General features: G+C 69.0%; 23 protein-coding genes and 1 pseudogene. 21 read left to right on the top strand and 3 right to left on the bottom strand.

All coding sequences use genetic code 11. The features are described 5' to 3' along the window. Positions 1 to 103: 103 nt before the first annotated feature. The 20 genes from rho to ACWD5D_RS23665 all read left to right on the top strand — a co-directional run bounded on the left by rho (position 104) and on the right by ACWD5D_RS23665 (position 20,956). Positions 104 to 2,110 (top strand): transcription termination factor Rho, encoded by a 2,007-nt coding sequence (gene rho, locus ACWD5D_RS23760; protein WP_451374741.1) that lies wholly within the window; start codon positions 104 to 106, stop codon positions 2,108 to 2,110. A 240-nt stretch (positions 2,111 to 2,350) separates the two neighbouring features. Then, positions 2,351 to 4,102 carry a trypsin-like serine protease gene (locus tag ACWD5D_RS23755; protein WP_451374822.1) on the top strand — a complete coding sequence of 584 codons (1,752 nt, stop codon included), beginning with the start codon at positions 2,351 to 2,353 and terminating at the stop codon, positions 4,100 to 4,102. Between the two features lie 197 nt (positions 4,103 to 4,299). After that, positions 4,300 to 5,427, top strand: coding sequence for an LCP family protein (locus ACWD5D_RS23750; protein WP_451374740.1), 1,128 nt, complete (start codon positions 4,300 to 4,302; stop codon positions 5,425 to 5,427). Positions 5,428 to 5,586: 159 nt separating this feature from the next. Continuing rightward, a complete protein-coding gene (rpmE, locus tag ACWD5D_RS23745) occupies positions 5,587 to 5,811 on the top strand; it encodes a 50S ribosomal protein L31 (protein WP_030672379.1) in 225 nt (74 codons plus the stop codon). Positions 5,812 to 5,917: 106 nt separating this feature from the next. Then, positions 5,918 to 6,994: a peptide chain release factor 1 gene (gene prfA / locus ACWD5D_RS23740; RefSeq protein ID WP_451374739.1), complete on the top strand. Its 1,077-nt coding sequence runs from the start codon at positions 5,918 to 5,920 to the stop codon at positions 6,992 to 6,994. Between the two features lie 90 nt (positions 6,995 to 7,084). After that, positions 7,085 to 7,924, top strand: a complete 840-nt coding sequence (gene prmC, locus ACWD5D_RS23735) for a peptide chain release factor N(5)-glutamine methyltransferase (protein WP_451374738.1) — start codon at positions 7,085 to 7,087, stop codon at positions 7,922 to 7,924. A 50-nt stretch (positions 7,925 to 7,974) separates the two neighbouring features. Beyond that, positions 7,975 to 8,622: an L-threonylcarbamoyladenylate synthase gene (locus ACWD5D_RS23730; protein WP_451374737.1), complete on the top strand. Its 648-nt coding sequence runs from the start codon at positions 7,975 to 7,977 to the stop codon at positions 8,620 to 8,622. Then, entirely contained in the window at positions 8,619 to 9,296 is a 678-nt protein-coding gene (locus ACWD5D_RS23725; RefSeq protein ID WP_451374736.1) for an arsenate reductase/protein-tyrosine-phosphatase family protein, read from the top strand. The genes ACWD5D_RS23730 and ACWD5D_RS23725 overlap by 4 nt, the downstream gene beginning before the upstream one ends. Positions 9,297 to 9,494: 198 nt before the next feature. After that, positions 9,495 to 10,733, top strand: a complete 1,239-nt coding sequence (locus tag ACWD5D_RS23720; RefSeq protein ID WP_451374735.1) for a serine hydroxymethyltransferase — start codon at positions 9,495 to 9,497, stop codon at positions 10,731 to 10,733. 151 nt (positions 10,734 to 10,884) lie between these two features. Further along, positions 10,885 to 12,246, top strand: coding sequence for an MraY family glycosyltransferase (locus tag ACWD5D_RS23715; RefSeq protein WP_451374734.1), 1,362 nt, complete (start codon positions 10,885 to 10,887; stop codon positions 12,244 to 12,246). Positions 12,247 to 12,551: 305 nt separating this feature from the next. After that, positions 12,552 to 12,992 carry a hypothetical protein gene (locus tag ACWD5D_RS23710; RefSeq protein ID WP_451374733.1) on the top strand — a complete coding sequence of 147 codons (441 nt, stop codon included), beginning with the start codon at positions 12,552 to 12,554 and terminating at the stop codon, positions 12,990 to 12,992. Positions 12,993 to 13,202: 210 nt separating this feature from the next. Continuing rightward, positions 13,203 to 14,045 (top strand): F0F1 ATP synthase subunit A, encoded by an 843-nt coding sequence (gene atpB, locus ACWD5D_RS23705; protein WP_451374732.1) that lies wholly within the window; start codon positions 13,203 to 13,205, stop codon positions 14,043 to 14,045. A gap of 72 nt (positions 14,046 to 14,117) precedes the next feature. Continuing rightward, positions 14,118 to 14,366 carry an ATP synthase subunit c family protein gene (locus tag ACWD5D_RS23700; protein WP_018544514.1) on the top strand — a complete coding sequence of 83 codons (249 nt, stop codon included), beginning with the start codon at positions 14,118 to 14,120 and terminating at the stop codon, positions 14,364 to 14,366. 37 nt (positions 14,367 to 14,403) lie between these two features. Continuing rightward, positions 14,404 to 14,949: a F0F1 ATP synthase subunit B gene (locus ACWD5D_RS23695; protein WP_451374731.1), complete on the top strand. Its 546-nt coding sequence runs from the start codon at positions 14,404 to 14,406 to the stop codon at positions 14,947 to 14,949. Next, positions 14,946 to 15,761 (top strand): F0F1 ATP synthase subunit delta, encoded by an 816-nt coding sequence (locus ACWD5D_RS23690; protein ID WP_451374730.1) that lies wholly within the window; start codon positions 14,946 to 14,948, stop codon positions 15,759 to 15,761. The genes ACWD5D_RS23695 and ACWD5D_RS23690 overlap by 4 nt, the downstream gene beginning before the upstream one ends. Before the next feature lie 137 nt (positions 15,762 to 15,898). Next, complete coding sequence (gene atpA, locus ACWD5D_RS23685; RefSeq protein WP_451374729.1) at positions 15,899 to 17,491, top strand: F0F1 ATP synthase subunit alpha; 1,593 nt, start codon at positions 15,899 to 15,901, stop codon at positions 17,489 to 17,491. Between the two features lie 21 nt (positions 17,492 to 17,512). Continuing rightward, the gene (locus ACWD5D_RS23680; RefSeq protein ID WP_451374728.1) at positions 17,513 to 18,430 is read left to right on the top strand and encodes a F0F1 ATP synthase subunit gamma; all 918 of its coding nucleotides are present in this window, start codon (positions 17,513 to 17,515) and stop codon (positions 18,428 to 18,430) included. Beyond that, positions 18,430 to 19,866 (top strand): F0F1 ATP synthase subunit beta, encoded by a 1,437-nt coding sequence (gene atpD, locus ACWD5D_RS23675; protein WP_451374727.1) that lies wholly within the window; start codon positions 18,430 to 18,432, stop codon positions 19,864 to 19,866. The genes ACWD5D_RS23680 and atpD overlap by 1 nt, the downstream gene beginning before the upstream one ends. 113 nt (positions 19,867 to 19,979) lie before the next feature. After that, positions 19,980 to 20,357 (top strand): F0F1 ATP synthase subunit epsilon, encoded by a 378-nt coding sequence (locus ACWD5D_RS23670; RefSeq protein ID WP_451374726.1) that lies wholly within the window; start codon positions 19,980 to 19,982, stop codon positions 20,355 to 20,357. A gap of 152 nt (positions 20,358 to 20,509) precedes the next feature. Next, positions 20,510 to 20,956 (top strand): DUF2550 domain-containing protein, encoded by a 447-nt coding sequence (locus ACWD5D_RS23665; RefSeq protein WP_451374725.1) that lies wholly within the window; start codon positions 20,510 to 20,512, stop codon positions 20,954 to 20,956. 24 nt (positions 20,957 to 20,980) lie between these two features. Here the strand turns inward: ACWD5D_RS23665 and ACWD5D_RS23660 are convergent, their stop codons facing one another. From ACWD5D_RS23660 to ACWD5D_RS23650, 3 genes and pseudogenes are all read right to left on the bottom strand, one after another. Further along, positions 20,981 to 22,807 (bottom strand): glycosyl hydrolase family 18 protein, encoded by a 1,827-nt coding sequence (locus tag ACWD5D_RS23660; RefSeq protein ID WP_451374724.1) that lies wholly within the window; start codon positions 22,805 to 22,807, stop codon positions 20,981 to 20,983. 117 nt (positions 22,808 to 22,924) lie between these two features. Continuing rightward, positions 22,925 to 23,038, bottom strand: coding sequence for a LuxR C-terminal-related transcriptional regulator (locus ACWD5D_RS23655; RefSeq protein ID WP_451374821.1), 114 nt, complete (start codon positions 23,036 to 23,038; stop codon positions 22,925 to 22,927). A gap of 27 nt (positions 23,039 to 23,065) precedes the next feature. Next, positions 23,066 to 23,384: pseudogene (locus tag ACWD5D_RS23650) on the bottom strand (two-component sensor histidine kinase); the annotation flags it as partial. On the opposite strand from ACWD5D_RS23650, the gene ACWD5D_RS23645 reads away from it, so the two are divergent. Beyond that, positions 23,326 to 23,622 carry a type II toxin-antitoxin system RelE family toxin gene (locus tag ACWD5D_RS23645; RefSeq protein WP_451374820.1) on the top strand — a complete coding sequence of 99 codons (297 nt, stop codon included), beginning with the start codon at positions 23,326 to 23,328 and terminating at the stop codon, positions 23,620 to 23,622. The pseudogene ACWD5D_RS23650 and the gene ACWD5D_RS23645 overlap by 59 nt on opposite strands. The last annotated feature ends 5 nt before the right edge of the window (positions 23,623 to 23,627 follow it).

Here is a 23,627-nt window from a genome sequence, read left to right as displayed (position 1 = left end):
GACCACCGCCCCGGCTTGGTTCACAGAGACAGAACCGAAGCCGGACAGCACAACCGGTCGCCGAGCCAGACAGGCCGACGTCCGCTCCAGGGAAGGACCCTTCGTGAGCGACACCACCGATCTGATGGGCGCACGTGTCGAGGAGACCGCTGCCGCGCCCGCCACGGACGCCTCCGCGCCTGCCGCCGGTGCCGGCTCGCGGCGGCGCCGCGGTACCGGCCTCGAGGGCATGGTGCTGGCCGAGCTGCAGCAGGTCGCCTCGGGCCTCGGCATCAGGGGCACGGCGCGTATGCGCAAGAGCCAGCTGATCGAGGTCATCAAGGAGGCGCAGGCCGGTGGGGGCGCCGCCCCCAAGGCCGAGGCCGCCACCGAGACCAAGCCCAAGCGCCGGACGACCTCCAAGGCCCGCACGGGTGAGGACGCGGAGAAGAAGGCGGAGACGGCGGAGAAGGGCGCGGAGGCCCCCGCCGAGAAGGCCCAGCAGCAGATCGAGATCCCCGGTCAGCCCGCCGGCGGCGAGGACGCCCCGGCCGAGCGCCGCCGTCGTCGCGCCACCGCCGACGCCGGCAGCCCCACCGCGAGCGGCGCCGAGACCGTCGTGGCCGAGGCGAAGACCGAGTCCAAGGCCGAGACGCCCGCCCAGCAGCAGGGCGAGGCCAAGGGCGACGCCGGTGACGGCGAGGGCCGTGGCCGCCGCGACCGCCGTGAACGCGGCCGCGACCGCGACCGTGACCGCCGGGGCAAGGGCGATGAGCAGCAGGGCGGCGGCCGTCAGGACCGCCAGGACCGTCAGGACCGCCAGCAGCAGGGTCAGCAGCAGGGCGGCGGCCGTCAGGACCGCAACGCCGGGCCGCAGGACGACGACGACTTCGAGGGCGGCCGTCGTGGCCGTCGGGGCCGCTACCGCGACCGCCGTGGCCGCCGTGGCCGCGACGAGTTCGGCGCGAACGAGCCGCAGCTCGCCGAGGACGACGTCCTGATCCCCGTCGCGGGCATCCTCGACATCCTCGACAACTACGCGTTCATCCGGACCTCCGGCTACCTGCCGGGCCCGAACGACGTGTACGTCTCCCTCGCCCAGGTCCGCAAGAACGGCCTGCGCAAGGGTGACCACGTCACCGGTGCGGTCCGTCAGCCCAAGGACGGCGAGCGCCGCGAGAAGTTCAACGCGCTGGTCCGCCTCGACTCCGTCAACGGCATGGCGCCCGAACACGGCCGTGGCCGCCCGGAGTTCACCAAGCTGACCCCGCTCTACCCGCAGGACCGCCTCCGTCTGGAGACCGACCCGGGCGTGCTGACCACCCGCATCATCGACCTCGTGTCGCCGATCGGTAAGGGCCAGCGCGGTCTGATCGTGGCCCCGCCGAAGACCGGCAAGACCATGATCATGCAGGCGATCGCCAACGCGATCACGCACAACAACCCCGAGTGCCACCTGATGGTCGTCCTCGTCGACGAGCGTCCGGAAGAGGTCACCGACATGCAGCGGTCGGTCAAGGGCGAGGTCATCTCCTCGACCTTCGACCGCCCGGCCGAGGACCACACCACGGTCGCCGAGCTCGCCATCGAGCGCGCCAAGCGCCTGGTGGAGCTGGGCCACGACGTCGTCGTGCTGCTCGACTCGATCACGCGTCTGGGCCGTGCGTACAACCTGGCCGCGCCCGCTTCCGGCCGTATCCTGTCCGGTGGTGTCGACTCGACCGCCCTGTACCCGCCGAAGCGCTTCTTCGGTGCCGCGCGCAACATCGAGGACGGTGGCTCGCTCACCATCCTGGCGACGGCGCTCGTCGACACCGGGTCCCGCATGGACGAGGTGATCTTCGAGGAGTTCAAGGGCACCGGCAACATGGAGCTCAAGCTCGACCGGAAGCTCGCCGACAAGCGCATCTTCCCGGCGGTGGACGTGGACGCGTCCGGCACCCGTAAGGAAGAGATCCTGCTCGGCAACGAGGAGCTGGCCGTCGTCTGGAAGCTGCGGCGCGTTCTGCACGCGCTCGACCAGCAGCAGGCGATCGAGCTGCTGCTCGACAAGATGAAGCAGACGAAGTCGAACGTCGAGTTCCTGATGCAGATCCAGAAGACGACGCCGACGCCGGGCAACGGCGACTAGTCGCTCCGCAGGGAGAGCCGGAAGACTTCGGTGATCCGCTGACCGCCGAAAGGCCTGCCCCCGTCACTGTTGTGACGGGGGCAGGCCTTTCGGCGCTGAGAGATGTGGGGGGCGTGTCATGTGCCCCGTCCTGCTCGTCTCTCCTGGGGGGAAACACCCTTGTCCACGTCCCAGCCGGGGCGGCACAGGCGGCGCATACGCCTGGCCCTGCCCCTCGCCGCCGCCGGTGTCGCCGGCGCCGTGGCCGCCGCCGTGATCACCGTGTCCGCCAGTGCGGCCACCGCGCTGCCCAAGCCCAGTACCGCGCCGGCGGTCAGTCAGCCGTCGCAGGCCACGCTGGTGAAGCGCATCGCGGGTGCCGACGCCACCAGCAAGCCCGCGAAGGGCGGTACCAAGAGCAGCGGTACCGGCACCAGCGGCGGTGCCGTCTCGCCTGCGATCATCGGCGGCAGCGAGACCACCATCTCCACCGCGCCCTGGATGGCCCAGCTCTGGTACTACGACGACCGGGGCACCAGCGACACCAGCGACGACATCGGCTTCTTCTGCGGGGGCTCGGTCGTCTCGCCGACGAAGATCCTCACCGCCTCGCACTGCCTGCGCGACGAGAACAACAAGGCCTACAACTGGGCGGCCAACGGTGCGGTCGTCACCGGCACCGACCAGCTGCCCACCACCGGCTCCTCGGGCACCACGGACCTGCACGGCGGCCAGGCCACCGGCGTGCTGCGCCAGTGGAACAACCCGTCGTACAACCCGGCGGAGATCGACAACGACATCGCCGTGCTCACCCTGGGCGTCCCGGTCAAGGCCACGCCGATCCGGATGGTCACCTCCGGCGACACGGCCTCCTACGCCGCTGGCACCAGCGCCAAGCTCTACGGCTGGGGCCGTACCAGCTCCACCAGCCAGGACATCTCCCAGACGCTGAAGACGGCCATGTTGCCCGTCCAGTCGGACACCACCTGCGCCGGCTACTACGGCGCGGACTTCATCAAGAATCACATGGTGTGCGCGGGCAGCCCCGCCACCGGCAGCGACAGCGGTACGACCTCCGCCTGCAACGGCGACTCCGGTGGCCCGCTCGTGGTGAACGGCCGGATCGCAGGAGTGGTCTCCTGGGGTGTCCAGGACTGCGTGGAGAAGGGCGCCTACAGCGTCTTCAGCAAGGTCTCCACGTACGTCGGCGCGGTCTACCCGCAGATCGACGACAGCAACCTGAGCTACGCCGACGGCAAGGCCGACCTCTTCGTGCGTAACTCCTCCACGAAGACCGGCTACGAGAAGGACTCCAAGGGCACCTCGCTCGCCACCCGGATCTCCCTGGGCGACTGGAGCGGCGTCAACCTGGTGCTGACGACCGACCTCAACCGCGACGGCTACCAGGACTTCGTCTACCGGGTCAGCTCCACCGGTGACGTGTATTGGGACCACTTCGTGCTCAACAGCGCGCGCACCGACGGTTCGTGGACCTCGACGAAGCTGTTCTCCGGCTGGACGACCCGCAAGCGGATCATCATCCCCGGCGACGTCACCGGCGACTACAAGCCCGACGTGCTCTCCGTCGACTCCAGCGGCACGATGTGGATCTACCCGGGCAACGGCAACGGCACCTTCGGCTCGCGCGTGTCGGTCGGCACCGGCTGGAACCAGTACAACTCGGTGCGCGGCCACGGTGACTTCACCGGCGACGGCAAGGCCGACCTGCTCGCCCGCCAGTCGAGCACCGGCGACCTCTACCTCTACAAGGGCACCGGCAAGTCCGGCACCGGCGCCTTCTTTGCCCGTATCAAGGTGCGCAGCGCCTGGACCGGGTACAACGCCTTCGACGCGGTCGGCGACGTGAGCGGTGACGGCAGGGCCGACTTCCTGGCCCGCACCCCCGGCGGCACCCTGTACCTCTACAAGGGCACCGGCAAGGCGACCAGCGAGATCTTTGCCACACGTGTCTCGCTCGGTACCGGATTCGATCAGTACGACCTTTTCGGCTGAAAACGCAGGTGAGCGGGGCGCGCCTCCGTTTCACCCTCTTACGTACCGTGCCCACCGCCCCACGCGGTGGGCACGGTGCGTTGTGCAACCCTGTCCCGAGTTTCTCCGTCCGACCGGGCGGGGGGACGATGGTGTGGTGATGACCGCATCCGACCCTGAAAGCAGGGGGTACCGACCGGACGAGACCTAGGAGTGACGTGTCCGCCGAGAACACGCCCGAGCCCGGCATAGCGGAGCCGGCCCACACCGGCCCCCCGGCCAGGGGCAGCCGCCGCAAGCCCCGCAGCAAAGGCCGTACGGCCCTGCTCGCCACGGCCTGGACGGCCGCCGGCGTGGTGGTACTCGGCGGCACCGGCGTCGGATACGTCTACTTCAAGCTCAACGGCAACCTCAAGAGCGTCGACATCAACCAGGCCCTCGGCGCCGACCGGCCCACGAAGGTCGACAACGGCTCCCAGAACATCCTGGTCCTCGGCTCGGACACCCGCGCCGGCTCCAACGAGAAGCTCGGCGGCGGCGCCGACGACGGCAGCGCCCGCTCCGACACCGCGATGATCGTCCACGTGTACAAGGGCCACAAGAAGGCCACCGTCATCTCCATCCCGCGCGACACCCTCATCGACCGCCCCGCCTGCACCGACGCCAAGGGCACCACGTATGCGGCCGCGTCCCAGGTGATGTTCAACTCCGCCTACTCCACCGGCGGCGCCGCCTGCGCGGTGAAGACGGTCGAGTCCCTCACCGGCATCCGCATGGACCACTACCTCGAGGTCGACTTCAAGGGCTTCCAGAAGCTCGTCGACGACCTCGGCGGCGTCCCCGTCACCACCACCCGGGCCATCCACGACCCGCAGAGCCATCTGAACCTCCCGGCCGGCACCCACACCCTGGACGGCGGTCAGGCCCTCGGCCTGGTCCGCACCCGGCACGGCGTCGGCGATGGCTCCGACCTGGGCCGCATCCAGCTCCAGCAGGCCTTCGTCAAGGCACTGCTCGACCAGGCCGAGCAGGTCGGCGTCCTCAGCAACCCCAAGAAGCTGTACGACCTCGCCGACACCGCCACCAGGTCCGTCACCACCGACTCCGACCTCGGCTCGGTCAACTCCCTCGCCGACTTCGCGGGCGGCCTCAAGGGCATCGGCTCGTCCCACATGAACATGGTCACGATGCCGGTCCGGTACGACCCGGCCGACCTCAACCGCGTCCTCGTGCAGAAGGCGAAGGCCCAGCTGATCTGGGACGCCCTGAAGAAGGACCGGCCGGTCCCGAAGTCGGCCACGACGGGCACGGCCACAGGAGGAGCCAAGGGCGTGGTGAGTTCCTGAGGGACACCCTCAGCGGCAGGCCCGTCACAGGAATAGAACACCCTCACCCCCGGTTTGGGAGGATGGCCCCAGTCCTGGCAGACTGGTACGTCGGCTCCGGTTCACGCTCCCGCATCCCGCGGCGGCGACCCGGCGCCCTCCCGAACCTAGGAGACTCCCTTGAAGCGCGACATCCACCCCGAGTACGTCGAGACGCAGGTCAGCTGCACCTGTGGCGCGTCGTTCACCACCCGTAGCACGATCCAGAGCGGCACCATCCGCGCCGAGGTCTGCTCCGAGTGCCACCCGTTCTACACGGGCAAGCAGAAGATCCTCGACACCGGTGGCCGTGTGGCCCGCTTCGAGGCCCGCTTCGGCAAGGCCGCAGCCGGCTCCAAGAAGTAGCGAGCCCCATTTCGCCGGTCCACGGTCACGCCCCAAGCCGGGGTGTGCCCGGGACCGGCGTTTTTGGTCGCCCGCCCTTCCCTTCATCGCAGTACAGGAGCCCAAGATGTTCGAGGCCGTCGAGGAACTCGTCGCCGAGCATGCCGATCTGGAGAAGAAGCTCGCCGACCCGTCGGTCCACGCCGACCAGGCCAACGCGCGCAAGCTGAACAAGCGCTACGCCGAGCTCACCCCGATCGTCGCCACGTACCGCTCCTGGAAGCAGTCCGGTGACGACATCGAGACCGCACGCGAGTTCGCCGCCGACGACCCCGACTTCGCAGCCGAGGTCAAGGAGCTGGAGAAGCTGCGCGAGGAGCAGACCGAGAAGCTGCGCCTGCTGCTCGTCCCGCGCGACCCCAGCGACGACAAGGACGTCATCCTGGAGATCAAGGCGGGCGCCGGTGGCGACGAGTCCGCGCTGTTCGCCGGTGACCTGCTGCGCATGTACCTGCGCTACGCCGAGCGCGTCGGCTGGAAGACCGAGATCATCGACGCCACCGAGTCCGAGCTGGGTGGCTACAAGGACGTCCAGGTCGCCGTGAAGACCAAGGGCGGCCAGGGCGCCACAGAGCCCGGCCAGGGCGTGTGGGCCCGGCTGAAGTACGAGGGCGGTGTGCACCGCGTGCAGCGCGTGCCGGCCACCGAGTCCCAGGGCCGTATCCACACCTCCGCCGCCGGTGTCCTCGTGACCCCGGAGGCCGAGGAGATCGACGTCGAGATCAACCCGAACGACCTGCGCATCGACGTCTACCGCTCCTCCGGCCCCGGCGGCCAGTCGGTCAACACCACCGACTCCGCCGTGCGCATCACGCACCTGCCGACCGGTGTCGTCGCCTCCTGCCAGAACGAGAAGAGCCAGCTCCAGAACAAGGAGCAGGCGATGCGTATCCTGCGCTCCAGGCTGCTCGCCGCGGCGCAGGAGGAGGCCGAGCGGGAGGCCGCCGACGCCCGCCGCAGCCAGGTCCGCACGGTCGACCGCTCCGAGAAGATCCGTACGTACAACTTCCCGGAGAACCGCATCTCGGACCACCGCGTCGGCTTCAAGGCCTACAACCTGGACCAGGTCCTGGACGGCGAGCTCGACGCGGTGATCCAGGCCTGCGTCGACGCCGACTCGGCGGCCAGGCTCGCGGCCGCCTGAGGCAGCCAGGACCCACGCAGGACGAAGCACGAGGACCGGAGGACGAGCGTGCAGCAAGACCTCGGGGGGCGACCCCCGACCCCTCGCAGCGTGCTGCTCGCGGAGGTGGCCCAGGCCACCCAGCGGCTGGCCGACGCCGGTGTGCCCTCGCCGCGCAACGACGCCGAGGAACTCGCCGCGTTCGTGCACGGCGTCAAGCGCGGCCAGCTGCACACGGTGAAGGACTCCGACTTCGACGCCCGCTACTGGGAGGTCATCGCCCGCCGCGAGCAGCGCGAGCCGCTCCAGCACATCACCGGGCGGGCCTACTTCCGGTACCTGGAACTCCAGGTCGGCCCGGGTGTCTTCGTGCCCCGGCCGGAGACCGAGTCCGTGGTCGGCTGGGCCATAGACGCGGTGCGCGCCATGGACGTCGTGGAGCCGTGCATCGTCGACCTGTGCACCGGTTCGGGCGCCATCGCGCTGGCCCTCGCCCAGGAGGTCCCGCGCTCGAGCGTGCACGCCGTGGAACTGTCCGAGGACGCCCTGGTGTGGACCCGGAAGAACGTCGCGGGCTCCAGGGTCGACCTGCGCCAGGGCAACGCCCTCGACGCCTTCCACGACCTCGACGGTCAGGTCGACCTGGTCGTCTCCAACCCGCCGTACATCCCGCTCACCGAGTGGGAGTACGTAGCCCCCGAGGCCCGTGACTACGACCCGGAGCTCGCGTTGTTCTCCGGCGAGGACGGTCTGGACCTCATCCGGGGTCTGGAACGCGCCGCGCACCGGCTGCTGCGCCCCGGCGGGGTCGTCGTCATCGAGCACGCCGACACCCAGGGCGGGCAGGTGCCGTGGATCTTCACCGAGGAGCGGGGCTGGGCCGACGCGGCCGATCACCCCGACCTCAACAACCGGCCGCGCTTCGCCACCGCCCGCAAGGCGCTGCCGTGAGCACCCTGACGACTTTCCCCCCGCTGTACGTGTACGAGGAGGCCAGCTAGATGGCACGGCGATACGACACCAACGACGCGACCGACCGCGCGACGGGTCTGCGCGAGGCCGCGTCGGCCGTCCGCCGGGGCGAGCTGGTGGTGCTGCCGACCGACACGGTGTACGGCATCGGTGCCGACGCGTTCTCCTCGGAGGCCGTCGCCGACCTTCTCGCCGCCAAGGGCCGGGGCCGCAACATGCCCACCCCTGTCCTCATCGGCTCCCCGAACACCCTGCACGGCCTTGTCACGGACTTCTCCGAGATGGCCTGGGAACTGGTCGACGCGTTCTGGCCGGGTGCCCTCACGCTCGTCGCCAGGCACCAGCCGTCCCTGCAGTGGGACCTCGGCGACACCCGGGGCACCGTCGCGGTGCGCATGCCGCTGCACCCGGTCGCCATCGAGCTGCTGACCGAGGTCGGCCCCATGGCCGTCTCCTCCGCCAACCTCACCGGCCACCCGGCGCCGGAGGACTGCGACGCCGCCCAGGAGATGCTCGGCGACTCCGTCTCCGTCTACCTCGACGGCGGCCCCACCCCCGGCATCGTCCCGTCGTCCATCGTGGACGTCTCCGGCGACGTGCCGGTGCTGCTGCGCGAGGGCTCGATCTCCCCGGACGAACTGCGGAAGGTCGTACCCGACCTCGAGGTGGCGAATTGACGGCCCCTGAACCGGGGCGTGGCATAGGCAACGGGGAACGTACGGCGGAGCAGACCACGACCTTCGGGTTTCCGCGCGACACCTTCCGCATCCTCAACGTCAGCACCGGCAACGTGTGCCGCTCGCCGATCACCGAGCGCCTGACCCGCCATTTCGTGGCGGAGCGGCTCGGTGTACTCGGCGGCGGGCTGATCGTGGAGAGCGCGGGAACCTGGGGCCACGAGGGAGCCCCGATGGAGGCGAACGCGGAGGCCGTGCTCGCCGAGTTCGGCGCGGACGCCACCGGCTTCACCGGCCGGGAGCTGCTGGACGAGCACGTCATCATGGCCGACCTCGTCCTGACGGCCACCCGCGACCACCGCGCCCAGGTCATCTCCATGGGCCACTCCGCGGGCCTGCGCACCTTCACGCTGAAGGAGTTCACCCGCCTGGTCCGCGCCATAGACCCGACGACGCTGCCTCCGCTGGAGGACGGCGTGGTCGCGCGTGCGCGCGCCCTGGTCCGGGCCGCCGCCGCTCTACGCGGGTGGCTGCTGGCCCCCACGGCGGAGGCCGACGAGGTGTACGACCCGTACGGCGCACCGCTGCCGTTCTTCCGGTCGATCGGGGACGAGATACACGAGGCGCTGGATCCGGTGGTGACAGCGCTGACGGGGGTCACGGCGCGGATGTAGGGCTCCTGAGCGCTCCGAAGGGGCGCGGGGCTGTCCCATGTGCGGCTCCGCCGCGTGGGCGCGACCGGCCACGGCGAACCCGCGGTCGTCATCACCGCGGAGCCCTCCGCGGGCTCCGGAGCGTCGCAAAACCGGGCATCCCGCCCACCCCGGGCCTACATTGGACCTAGGTCCCCCGCCGACGCCCAGGAGCCCACCATGGCGGTCACCCTTGCCCTCGAGACCGACGTCCTGCGGCAACAGGACCCCGAACTCGCCGACATCCTGTTCGCGGAGCTCACACGGCAGTCGACGACGCTCCAGCTGATCGCCGCCGAGAACTTCACCTCGCCGGCCGTGCTCGCCGCCCTCGGCTCGCCGCTCGCCAACAAGTACGCGGAGGGTTATCCCGGGGCCCGGCACCACGGTGGCTGCGAACTGGTCGACCTCGCCGAACGCCTCGCCGTCGAGCGGGCCAAGGCGCTCTTCGGGGCGGAACACGCCAACGTCCAGTCCCACTCGGGCTCTTCGGCCGTCCTGGCGGCCTATGCCGCCCTGCTGCGCCCCGGCGACACCGTCCTGGCCCTCGGGCTGCCCTACGGCGGCCACCTCACGCACGGCTCGCCCGCGAACTTCTCCGGCCGCTGGTTCGACTTCGTCGGGTACGGCGTCGACGCCGAGACCGGGCACATCGACCACGACCAGGTGCGCCACCTGGCCCGCAACCACCGGCCCAAGGCCATCGTGTGCGGCTCGATCGCCTACCCACGCCACATCGACTACGCGTTCTTCCGCGAGGTCGCCGACGAGGTGGGCGCCTATCTGATCGCCGACGCGGCGCACCCGATCGGTCTGGTCGCCGGGGGAGCGGCGCCGAGCCCGGTGCCGTACGCCGATGTCGTGTGCGCCACCACGCACAAGGTGCTGCGCGGTCCGCGCGGCGGGATGATCCTGTGCGGGAGCGAGCTGGCCGAGCGGGTCGACCGGGCCGTCTTCCCCTTCACACAGGGCGGGGCGCAGATGCACACCATCGCCGCCAAGGCGGTGGCGTTCGGCGAGGCGGCGACGCCGGCGTTCGGCGCGTACGCCCATCAGGTGGTCGCCAACGCCCGGGTGCTCGCGGCGGGCCTGGCGGACGCGGGGCTGGCCGTCGTCACCGGAGGCACGGACACGCATCTGATCACCGCGGACCCGGCGCCGCTCGGTGTGGACGGCCGCACCGCGCGCGGCCTGCTCGCGGCGGCCGGGATCGTGCTGGACTGCTGTGCGCTGCCGCACGGGGACCTCAGGGGCCTGCGCCTGGGCACGGCCGCGGTGACCACCCAGGGCATGGGGGAGCAGGAGATGGCCACGATCGCCGCGCTGCTGGCGGGCGTGCTGCGAGGTGAGCGGGACCCGGCCGGGGCGCGTGCGCGGGTGCGTGAGCTGACCGGTAGATTTCCGCCGTATCCCGGCTGAGCGGGGGGTGCGAGGGGTTTCGCACACCCGGAGGTGGACGTCGTGCACAGCCGCACGTGCAACCATCGTCGCTACCCGGAAGTCCTCAACCATATGCGTCCGTCGCTAGGGTGTGAGGCTGAGATGGCCAGCGAGACCTGTGGGGAAGCCCGTGCGTGAATACCTGCTGACGCTCTGCATCACGGCCGCGGTGACGTATCTGCTGACAGGGCCGGTACGGAAATTCGCGATCGTGGCCGGAGCCATGCCGGAGATCCGGGCACGTGACGTGCACCGGGAGCCCACTCCGCGCCTCGGCGGGATCGCGATGTTCTTCGGGCTGTGCGCGGGTCTGCTGGTCGCCGACCACCTGACCAACCTCAACGAGGTCTTCGTCAAGTCCAACGAACCCAGGGCGCTGCTCTCCGGGGCCGCGCTGATCTGGCTGATCGGTGTGCTGGACGACAAGTTCGAGATCGACGCGCTGATCAAGCTGGGCGGCCAGATGATCGCCGCCGGCGTCATGGTCATGCAGGGGCTGACGATCCTGTGGCTGCCCATCCCGGGTATCGGCAACGTGGCGCTGACCCAGTGGCAGGGCACGCTGCTGACGGTGGCGCTGGTCGTCATCACGATCAACGCGGTGAACTTCGTGGACGGCCTGGACGGCCTCGCGGCGGGCATGGTCGGCATCGCGGCGACGGCGTTCTTCCTGTACTCGTACCGGATGTGGTACTCGTACGGCATCGAGGCCGCGGCGCCGGCGACCCTCTTCTCGGCGATCCTGATCGGCATGTGCCTGGGCTTCCTGCCGCACAACATGCACCCGGCGCGGATCTTCATGGGCGACTCGGGCTCGATGCTGATCGGCCTGGTGCTGGCGGCGGGCGCGATCTCCATCACCGGTCAGGTCGACCCGGACGCGCTGGCGCTGTTCACGGGTTCGGAGAAGGCGGCGGTCCACCAGACGGTGCCCGTCTACATCCCGCTGATCCTTCCGCTGACGGTCATCGCGGTGCCGGCCGCGGACCTGGTCCTGGCGATCGTCCGCCGTACCTGGCGCGGACAGTCCCCGTTCGCCGCCGACCGCGGCCACCTGCACCACCGGCTGCTGGAGATCGGCCACTCGCACAGCCGGGCCGTGCTGATCATGTACTTCTGGTCGGCCCTGATCGCGTTCGGCGCGCTCGCCTACTCGGTCAACTCGGCGTCGATGTGGATCGTCCTCGGCGTGGTCTTCCTCAGCTCCATCGGCCTGGTCCTGCTCCTGCTGCCGCGCTTCACGCCGCGTGCCCCGAGGTGGGCGGAGCGGTTCGTCCCGCCGCGCTACCGCAGGCGCCGGCGGGACGCGGAGGCGCCGGCCGGGGCCGAGGACGCCGTGGACGCCGTGGACGCCGTGGACGCCGAGGAAGCCGAGGACACGGCGGCCCTCGAGGACGAGACGGCGGAGGCCGCGGGACGCACTCCGGTCACGGCCGCCGCGTCCGGTGTCAACGGAGCGACCGCGATCGGCCCCCGTTCGCGCATCCGCTGAGGGCGCCAAGGTAAGAATCTGACTAGAGCATTGCCCAGTCATGGGGGAACGAAGTTCCCCAATACCAGACAAAGGGGCTCGGTTTTTGCTCAGACGTGCAGGTTCACTCTCACGTGTGACAGCAAGCACACCTAGCAGGTAAAGACCTCATCAAATAGTTTGTGATACCGTTCACGAGAACCCCGGAGAGAACCGAAGGACCGTAGTGCGACGGCCCCTTGGTGTGAGGTCTCGTTCACTCAGCCCGGGACTACGCTCGTCCATGACGACACCCCTTGCCCCCTGTGAAAAGCGGAGTTGCCGCCATGCCGTCCAATGACGTCCGGATCCTGGCCCAGGCCGCCGTGCCCACGGCTGCCGTCGGCGCGATCGCCGCCGTCGTCAGCGGTGTGGTCGCGGGCGGCAAGGGAGCCATCGGTGCGGTCGTCGCGACGCTGATCGTGATCCTCTTCATGGGGCTCGGTCTCTACGTGCTCCAGCGCACCGCCACATCATTTCCGCAGCTGTTCCAGATGATGGGCCTGATGCTCTACGCGGCCCAGCTGCTGCTGCTGGTCATCTTCGTCGCAGCGTTCAAGAACACGACGCTGTTCAACCCCCGGGCCTTCGCCATCGTCCTCGTGGTCTCCACCCTGACGTGGATCGCCGCGCAGACGCGTGCGCACATGAAGGCCAAGATCCTCTACGTCGATCCCGATGCCTCGTCGAAGGGCGACAAGCCCGAGAAGTCGGGGCACTCGTCGTGAGAGGTAGGCCCGGGATAAAGGCGCACGAGGGATCCTGCTATCGTCCGGTGCCAACTGCGGCATCGCGGGCGCGGGCATCCGAGCTGACGCCTGTTCCATCGCGAGGCGAGATGCCCCACAGCCGCCCCCACATCCGTAACACCAGTCCCGTGCCGAACTGCGGCCGCACGCCGCGCCGACACAACGAGGTTGCCGTACCTATGCGCCACGATGAAGGAGCCCGCGGTGAGTGCTGACCCGACGCAGACGCTCGCTTTCGACACGAGCTGTCACCTGTTCAACGGGTGTGGCTTCGACACCGTCGCCCCGGGCCTCCACTCGTTCCTCTTCGAGCCGCTCTGGGGCAACGCGGACAGCAACGCGTACTTCAACAAGACGATGCTGCTGGCGCTGCTCGGCTCCGTCATCGTCGTGGGCTTCTTCTGGGCCGCCTTCGCCAAGCCGAAGGTTGTCCCGGGCAAGCTCCAGCTGGTGGCCGAGAGCGGCTACGACTTCATCCGCCGTGGCGTCGTCTACGAGACCATCGGCAAGAAGGAGGGCGAGAAGTACGTCCCGCTGGTCGTCTCGCTGTTCTTCTTCATCTGGATGATGAACCTCTGGTCGATCATCCCGATCGCCCAGTTCCCGGTCACGGCGATCATCTCGTACCCCGCCGTCCTGGCCGGCATCGTCTACATCCTCTGGGTCTCCCTGACCTTCAAGCGGCACGGCTTCGTCGGTGCCCTGAAGAACTTCACCGGCTACGACAAGTCGCTGGGCGGGGTGCTCCCGCTCTCGATGACGATCGAGCTGTTCTCGAACCTGCTCGTGCGGCCCTTCACGCACGCCGTCCGACTCTTCGCGAACATGTTCGCGGGCCACACCCTGCTGCTGCTCTTCACGGTCGCCAGCTGGTACATGCTCAACGGCATCGGCATCGCCTACTCCGGCGTGTCGTTCGTGATGGTCATCGTCATGACGGCCTTCGAACTCTTCATCCAGGCTGTTCAGGCCTACGTCTTCGTACTCCTGACCTGCAGCTTCATCCAGGGCGCGCTCGCCGAGCACCACTGAGCCTCCCGACCACCCACCCAGACATCCGGTGGCCAACCCCCACCGGAATTTGAAAGAGAAGGAAGAACCGGCATGTCCGCTCTCGAAACCCTTGCCGCCGGCGTCCAGATCAAGGGCAACCTCGGCTCCATCGGTTACGGTCTCGCCGCCATCGGCCCGGGCGTCGGCGTCGGCATCATCTTCGGTAACGGCACGCAGGCCCTGGCCCGTCAGCCCGAGGCTGCCGGTCTGATCCGCGCCAACCAGATCCTCGGCTTCGCCTTCTGTGAGGCGCTCGCCCTGATCGGTCTGGTCATGCCGTTCGTCTACCCGGCCTCCTGACCCGACCGCCGCGTATCCATAGACGAAAGGCACTGATATGAGCCCCCTGGTTCAGCTGGCGGCTGAGGGACCCGAGAACCCCCTCATCCCGCCGATCCCAGAGCTCGTGATCGGCCTGATCGCCTTCGTCATCGTCTTCGGTTTCCTCGCCAAGAAGCTCCTCCCGAACATCAACAAGGTTCTGGACGAGCGCCGCGAAGCCATCGAGGGCGGTATCGAGAAGGCCGAGGCCGCGCAGATCGAGGCTCAGAGCGTCCTTGAGCAGTACAAGGCCCAGCTCGCCGAGGCTCGGCACGAGGCCGCGCGGCTGCGCCAGGAGGCTCAGGAGCAGGGCGCCGCGCTCATCACCGAGATGCGGGCCGAGGGCCAGCGGCAGCGCGAGGAGATCGTCGCCGCCGGTCACGCCCAGATCGAGGCCGACCGCAAGGCCGCCGCGCAGGCGCTCCGGCAGGACGTCGGCGCGCTGGCCACCGAGCTGGCCGGCAAGCTCGTCGGCGAGTCCCTCGAGGACCACGCCCGCCAGAGCCGTGTGATCGACCGCTTCCTCGACGAGCTTGAGGAGAAGGCCGAGGCCGCGCGATGAACGGAGCGAGCCGCGAGGCACTGGCTGCCGCGCGTGAGCGTCTCGACGCGCTGACGGACTCCACGTCCGTGGACGCGGTCGCGCTCGCCGACGAGCTGGCGGCCGTTACCGCGCTGCTCGACCGCGAGGCCGGCCTGCGCCGGGTCCTCACCGACCCGGCGCAGCACGCGGAGGCGAAGGCCGAGCTGGTCCAGCGCCTGATCGGCGGCCAGGTGAGCGGCCAGGCCGCCGACCTGGTGGCCGGGCTGGCCCGGTCCCGCTGGTCGCAGTCCCGCGACCTGGTCGACGCGCTGGAGGAGCTGGCGGACATCGCCGACCTCACCGCCGCGGAGAAGAACGGCACGCTCGACGACGCCGAGGACGAGCTGTTCCGGTTCAGCCGGATCGTCTCCTCGAACACCGAGCTGCGTGCCGCGCTCACCGACCGGTCCGCCGCCGTCGCGGCCAAGGTCGAGCTGCTGCACCGCCTGCTCGGCGGTCGGGCCAAGCCCGTCACCGAGCGTCTGGTGGTCCGCCTGGTCACCGCGCCGCGTGGACGTAGCCTGGAAGCGGGACTGGAGTCCCTGTCCAAGCTCGCCGCCGAGCGCCGGGACCGTCTGGTGGCGACCGTCACCTCCGCGGTGCCGCTGAGCGACCCGCAGAAGCAGCGCCTGGGCGACTCCCTGGCGAAGCTCTACGGCCGCCGGATGCACCTCAACCTCGACGTCGACCCCGAGGTCGTCGGCGGGATCCGGGTGCAGGTCGGTGACGAGGTCATCAACGGCTCCCTCGCGGACCGTCTCGAGGACGCCGCCCGCCGCATGGCGAGCTAGCAGCAAGCGGTAATCCACAACAGCAGTACGTACTTACGGCCCTGGTTGGGCCGTGCAGAGGATTCACCTCGTTCAGGGGGGAGTCCCCATCCCCCCAAGTGAAACTTCGGGCCCAACAAGGAGAGCAGGGAACCCAGATGGCGGAGCTCACGATCCGGCCGGAGGAGATCCGGGACGCGCTGGAGAACTTTGTCCAGTCGTACAAGCCGGACGCGGCCTCGCGCGAGGAGGTCGGTACGGTCACCCTTGCCGGCGACGGCATCGCGAAGGTCGAGGGCCTGCCCTCGGCCATGGCCAACGAACTTCTGAAGTTCGAGGACGGCACCCTCGGCCTCGCGCTCAACCTGGAAGAGCGCGAGATCGGCGCCATCGTCCTCGGTGAGTTCAGCGGCATCGAGGAGGGTCAGCCGGTGCAGCGCACCGGTGAGGTCCTCTCCGTCGCGGTGGGCGAGGGCTACCTCGGCCGCGTCGTCGACCCGCTCGGCAACCCGATCGACGGCCTCGGCGAGATCGAGACCAGCGGTCGTCGCGCCCTCGAACTGCAGGCCCCCACGGTCATGCAGCGCAAGTCCGTGCACGAGCCGATGGAGACCGGCTACAAGGCCGTCGACGCGATGACCCCGGTCGGCCGTGGTCAGCGTCAGCTGATCATCGGTGACCGCCAGACCGGCAAGACCGCCCTGGCTGTCGACACGATCATCAACCAGCGCGACAACTGGCGCACGGGCGACCCGAAGAAGCAGGTCCGCTGCATCTACGTCGCCATCGGCCAGAAGGGCTCCACCATCGCCGGCGTGCGCCGCGCGCTGGAGGAGAACGGTGCCCTGGAGTACACGACCATCGTCGCCGCCCCGGCGTCCGACCCGGCCGGCTTCAAGTACCTGGCGCCCTACACCGGCTCGGCCATCGGTCAGCACTGGATGTACGAGGGCAAGCACGTCCTGATCATCTTCGACGACCTGTCGAAGCAGGCCGACGCCTACCGCGCCGTGTCGCTGCTGCTGCGCCGCCCGCCGGGCCGCGAGGCCTACCCGGGTGACGTCTTCTACCTGCACTCCCGTCTGCTGGAGCGCTGCGCGAAGCTCTCCGACGACATGGGCGCCGGCTCGATGACCGGTCTGCCGATCGTCGAGACCAAGGCCAACGACGTGTCGGCGTTCATCCCGACCAACGTCATCTCCATCACCGACGGCCAGTGCTTCCTGGAGTCGGACCTGTTCAACGCCGGTCAGCGCCCCGCGCTGAACGTCGGTATCTCCGTCTCCCGAGTCGGTGGTTCCGCGCAGCACAAGGCGATGAAGCAGGTCTCCGGCCGTCTCCGCGTCGACCTGGCCCAGTTCCGTGAGCTGGAGGCGTTCGCCGCCTTCGGTTCCGACCTGGACGCCGCCTCGAAGGCGCAGCTGGAGCGTGGTCAGCGCATGGTCGAGCTGCTGAAGCAGGCTCAGTACCAGCCGATGTCCACCGAGGACCAGGTCGTCTCCGTCTGGGCCGGCACCACCGGCAAGATGGACGACGTTCCGGTCGCCGACATCCGCCGCTTCGAGAAGGAGCTCCTGGAGTACCTGCACCGCAAGGAGCAGGGCCTCATGACCTCCATCAAGGAGGGCGGCAAGATGTCCGACGACACGCTGACGGCCACGGCCGACGCCATCGCGGACTTCAAGAAGCAGTTCGAGACCTCCGACGGCAAGCTGCTCGGCGAGGACGCTCCGGCCGCTGCCGCCAAGTGACGTAAGGAAGGGACCTGACTCATGGGAGCCCAGCTCCGGGTCTACAAGCGTCGCATCCGATCCGTCAGCGCGACCAAGAAGATCACCAAGGCGATGGAGATGATCGCCGCCTCGCGCGTCGTCAAGGCGCAGCGAAAGGTGAGGGCCTCCACGCCGTACGCGAACGAGCTGACGCGCGCGGTCACGGCGGTCGGTACGGGTTCGAACACCAAGCACCCGCTCACCACGGCGGCGGAGAACCCGGCCCGTGCCGCGGTTCTGCTCCTCACGAGCGACCGCGGTCTGGCCGGCGCCTTCAACTCCAACGCCATCAAGGCGGCGGAGGAGCTGACCGAGCGCCTGGAGCGCGAGGGCAAGCAGGTCGACACGTACATCGTCGGCCGGCGTGGTGTCGCCCACTACAACTTCCGTGACCGCAAGATCGCGGAGTTGTGGACCGGCTTCACCGACGAGCCGACGTACGCGGACGCCAAGAAGGTCGCGGCGCCCCTGATCGAGGCCATCGAGAAGGACACGGCCGAGGGTGGTGTGGACGAACTCCACATCGTCTTCACCGAGTTCGTCTCGATGATGACGCAGACGGCGCTCGGCGCCCAGATGCTGCCGCTCAGCCTCGAAGAGGTCGCCGAGGAGGCCGCCCCCCAGGGGGAGATCCTCCCGCTGTACGACTTCGAGCCCTCGGCGGAGGACGTCCTCGACGCCCTGCTGCCGCGCTACGTGGAGAGCCGTATCTACAACGCGCTGCTCCAGTCGGCCGCTTCGAAGCACGCCGCCACGCGGCGCGCTATGAAGTCGGCCACCGACAACGCGGGTGAGCTGATCAACACGCTCTCCCGTCTTGCCAACGCGGCCCGCCAGGCCGAAATCACCCAGGAAATCAGCGAGATCGTCGGTGGCGCGAGCGCCCTGGCCGACGCGACCGCGGGGAGTGACCGATAATGACCACCACTGTTGAGACCGCGACGGCTACGGGCCGCGTCGCCCGGGTCATCGGCCCGGTCGTCGACGTGGAGTTCCCCGTCGACGCGATGCCGGACATCTACAACGCGCTGCACGTCGAGGTCTCCGACCCGGCGAACGCGGGCGAGAAGAAGACGCTGACCCTGGAGGTCGCCCAGCACCTGGGTGACGGCCTGGTCCGCACCATCTCCATGCAGCCCACCGACGGTCTGGTCCGCCAGTCCCCGGTGACCGACACCGGCGACGGCATCACCGTCCCGGTCGGCGACTTCACCAAGGGCAAGGTGTTCAACACCCTCGGTGAGGTGCTGAACGTCGACGAGAAGTACGACGGCGAGCGCTGGTCCATCCACCGCAAGGCCCCGAACTTCGACGAGCTCGAGTCGAAGACCGAGATGTTCGAGACCGGCGTCAAGGTCATCGACCTTCTCACCCCGTACGTCAAGGGTGGAAAGATCGGTCTGTTCGGCGGTGCCGGCGTCGGCAAGACGGTGCTCATCCAGGAGATGATCTACCGCGTCGCCAACAACCACGACGGTGTCTCCGTGTTCGCCGGTGTCGGCGAGCGCACCCGTGAGGGCAACGACCTGATCGAGGAGATGTCGGACTCCGGCGTCATCGACAAGACCGCGCTGGTCTTCGGTCAGATGGACGAGCCGCCGGGCACCCGTCTGCGCGTCGCGCTGGCCGGCCTGACCATGGCCGAGTACTTCCGTGACGTCCAGAAGCAGGACGTGCTGTTCTTCATCGACAACATCTTCCGCTTCACGCAGGCCGGTTCCGAGGTCTCGACCCTGCTCGGCCGTATGCCCTCCGCGGTGGGTTACCAGCCGAACCTGGCCGACGAGATGGGTCTCCTCCAGGAGCGCATCACCTCGACCCGTGGTCACTCGATCACCTCGATGCAGGCGATCTACGTCCCCGCGGACGACCTGACCGACCCGGCCCCGGCCACCACCTTCGCCCACCTCGACGCGACGACGGTTCTCTCCCGTCCGATCTCCGAGAAGGGCATCTACCCGGCCGTGGACCCGCTGGACTCCACGTCCCGCATCCTGGACCCGCGTTACATCGCGCAGGACCACTACGACGCCGCCATGCGCGTCAAGACGATCCTGCAGAAGTACAAGGACCTCCAGGACATCATCGCGATCCTCGGTATCGACGAGCTGGGCGAGGAGGACAAGCTCGTCGTCCACCGTGCCCGTCGTGTGGAGCGCTTCCTGTCCCAGAACACCCACGTCGCCAAGCAGTTCACCGGCGTGGACGGTTCGGACGTGCCGCTCGACGAGTCGATCGCCGCGTTCAACGCGATCTGCGACGGTGAGTACGACCACTTCCCCGAGCAGGCGTTCTTCATGTGCGGTGGTATTGAGGACCTCAAGGCCAACGCCAAGGAGCTGGGCGTCTCCTGAACTCACTCTGAGTTCGTGTGAGGGGGCGGGCGCGTCCCGCCCCCTCATCCACGCCCACTAGACTTGTAACCAACACCCGGCACAACCGCCGGGTGGTGACCCGAGGAGCCACCTTGGCTGCTGAGCTGCACGTCGCGCTGGTCGCGGCCGACCGAGAGGTCTGGTCCGGCGAGGCCACCCTGGTCGTCGCGCGCACCACGTCCGGCGACATCGGCGTCATGCCCGGTCACCAGCCGCTGCTCGGTGTGCTGGAGTCGGGCCCGGTGACCATCCGTACGAGTGATGGTGGAACGGTCGTCGCCGCGGTGCACGGCGGTTTCATCTCGTTCGCGGACAACAAGCTGTCGCTGCTGGCCGAGATCGCGGAGCTGGCCGACGAGATCGACGTCCAGCGTGTCGAGCGCGAGCTCGAGCGCGCGAAGGCGGAGGACGACGCGGAGGCGGAACGCCGCGCCGACGTCCGTCTGCGGGCGGCGACCGCGGCGCGGTGATCCACCGCGCCGTGTGATGACGTCACTCAGCCGCGGTCGGCCCGGAGCAATCCGGTGCCGACCGCGGCTGAGGCAGATGTGGGTGTTTTTTCCGTTCCATTACCTAGTTCGAGCCTAGTTCCACTATCTGGGAGACGAGGAGGTCGGTGCCGATGGTCCTCGCTCTGACTGTGTGCGGAATCGTGGTCGCGCTCGTGGTGGTGGGACTGTTCCTGTTCGGCCTGCGCCGCCGGCTGATCCAGCGCTCGGGCGGCACCTTCGACTGCTCGCTGCGCTGGGACGTGTCCGAAAGACCGGACGCCAACGGCAAGGGCTGGAGCTACGGCGTCGCCCGCTACAACAGCGACCGCATCGAGTGGTTCCGCGTCTTCTCCTACGCTCCCCGCCCGCGCCGCACGCTGGAGCGCGCCACGATCGAGGTGGCCGGCCGCCGGCTTCCCGAGGGCGAGGAGGAACTGGCGCTGCTCTCCGACGCGGTGATCCTCGCCTGTATCCACCGGGGCACGCGCCTCGAACTCGCCATGAGCGAAGACGCGCTGACCGGGTTTCTCGCGTGGCTGGAAGCAGCCCCACCCGGACAGCGCGTCAACGTCGCTTAGGGCCTCTTGGCCCTCCGAACCGTCTTACGACAGCCCGGTGTTGATGGCGCTCACCAGCTCACCGTTGCTGGTGTCACCGCTGAACTCCCAGAAGAACGCGCCGCCCAGTCCCTGGGACTTGGCCCACGACATCTTGCTGTTGATGGTGGCGGGAGTGTCGTACGACCACCAGTTGCTGCCGCAGTGCGCGTAGGCCGTGCCGGCGATCGTGCCGGTGGCCGGGCAGGACGACTTGAGCACCTTGTAGTCCTCGATGCCCTGCTCGTAGGTGCCGGCCGCCGGTCCCGTGGCCGTGCCGCCCGGGGCGTCCTGGGTGACACCGGTCCAGCCGCGGCCGTAGAAGCCGATGCCGATGAGCAGCTTGCTCGCGGGGACACCCTTCGCCTTGAACTTGGCCATCGCGTCCGCCGTGGTGAAGCCGGCGGTCGGGATGCCGCTGTACGAGGTGAGCGGGGAGTGCGGGGCCGTCGGGCCCTGCGCCGCCCACGCGCCGAAGAAGTCGTACGTCATCACGTTGTACCAGTCGACGGACTGGGCCGCGCCCGCGTAGTCGGCCGCGTCGATCTTGCCGCCGGAGGAGCCGTCCGCGGTGACCGCCGCGGTGACCAGGTTGTTCGAGCCGAACTTGGCGCGCAGCGCGGACATCAGGTTCTTGAAGGCCGCCGCACCGCTGGTGTCACAGGACAGGCCGCAGGCGTTCGGGTACTCCCAGTCGATGTCGATGCCGTCGAAGACATCGGCCCAGCGCGGGTCCTTGACCAGGTTGTAGCAGGACTGCGCGAAGGCGGTCGGGTTGGCCGCCGCCTGGGCGAAGCCGCCGGACCAGGTCCAGCCGCCGAAGGACCACAGCACCTTGATGTTCGGGTACTTGGCCTTCAGCTCGCGCAGCTGGTTGAAGTTGCCGCGCAGGGGCTGGTCCCAGGTGTCGGCGACGCCGCTGACCGACTGGTCCGCGGTGAACGCCTTGTCGTAGTCGGCGTAGGAGTCGCCGATGGCGCACTGGCCGCCCGTGACGTTGCCGAAGGCGTAGTTGATGTGGGTGATCTTGGCGGCCGAGCCGGACGTCACCAGGTTCTTGACGTTGTAGTTGCGGCCGTAGATGCCCCACTCGGTGAAGTAGCCGAGCTTGACCTTGTCACCGGTGGCCGGGGGAGGGTTGGTGCCGCCGCCGGTGGTGTGCACGGCGACCGCTCCGCTGACCGGTCCGGTCTGGTCGGCGGTGTCGCGGGCCTGCACGGTGTAGGAGTAGTCGCTGCCGGCGGTCAGACCGGTGTCCGTGTACGAGGTCGTCGTCACGGTGGCGACCTTGGCGCCGTCGCGCAGGACGTCGTAGTTCTTGACGCCCTTGTCGTCGGTGGCGGCCGACCAGGACAGCTTCGCCGAGGTGTCGGTGATGCCGGAGGCGGTCGGGGTGCCGGGCGCGGAGGGGGCGGCGTCGCCGGGAACCGTGGTGCCGTCACAACTGTCGCCGTTGAGCTTGCAGTTGGAGGGCGAGCCGGGGCCCGCGCCGTTGAAGCCGAAGGAGACGGTGGCGCCCGGGGCTATGGAGCCGTTGTAGGACTTGTTCCTGGCGGTCCAGTGGGTGCCGGAACTGGTGACGTCCGCGTCCCAGGCCGAGGTGACGGACGTACCGGAGGGGAAGTCCCACTCGATCGTCCAGGAACTGATGGCCGTGGTGCCGGTGTTCTTGACGGTCCACTTGCCCTCGAAGCCGGTTCCCCAGTCCTGGGTCTTGGCGTAGGAGGCGGTGGCGGTCGTCGCGGCATGGGCGGGTTCCGCGAGTCCGACCAGGCCGGCCAGGGGGAGCAACAGGGTCGCGAACCCTGCCGCGGCTCTGTGTCTGAAGCGCATGGAGCGCCTCCCTCACATATCGGGGGTGTCAGGGGCATGACTGAGCCTTCACGCCCACAGTGCCGCGAGAATAGAAAGGTCTGGACCATCGGTCAATAGGTCTGGACCAGTTGTTCTCTAGTTCGAGCTGATCCCCAACTCCTTTGCCAGCACGGAGGCTTGGACCCGACTGCGCAGCTCCAGCTTGGCCGGCAGACGGCTGACGTGCGTCTTCACGGTGCCCTCCGCCATCTCCGGCCGCCCCGCGATCTCGGCGTTGTCGTGCAACTCCCTGGCCATGCGAGCCCGTTCGGCCGTGACCGCCTGCGTCCGGTCCATCTCCGTGGGCAGCGCGGTCTGTTGGGCCCGCAGTCGGGCGGCCTCGGCGGCGTCCCGGTGGTTGCGTCACCCATCCGGTGGCGGCCGGCGCGAACGCCACCACGCCGACGCCCACCCCGATCAGCAGACCCTGCGGATCGCGCCACACGGCGGCGGGCACCACCCCGCCGAGCACCGTCAGCATCCCGGTGATCCAGGGTATGCGCCGGGCGGAGGCGGGACGGCCGTACGGGACGGCCGCGTACATCAGGTCCGTGTACCGCCGCCGGCTCCGGACGATCGACCGGACGACAGCGCTGCGTATCCTCCACGCGCTCAGCCGCCTGGGTGACGACCCCTACCGTGACGACGCCGACGTCAAGAAGCTGTCCGGACACGACGGCTTGTCCCGTCTGTGTGTCGGCGCGTACCGGATCGCCTACCTGATCGACGACGGCAAGCTCGTCATCCTCGTGGTCGAGGTAGGGCACCGCAGGGACGTCTACCGGCGTTTGTGACGAGG

The sequence above is a fragment of the Streptomyces sp. NPDC002520 genome (genome assembly GCF_053595235.1).
This window is presented reverse-complemented; position numbering and strand designations above follow the sequence as displayed.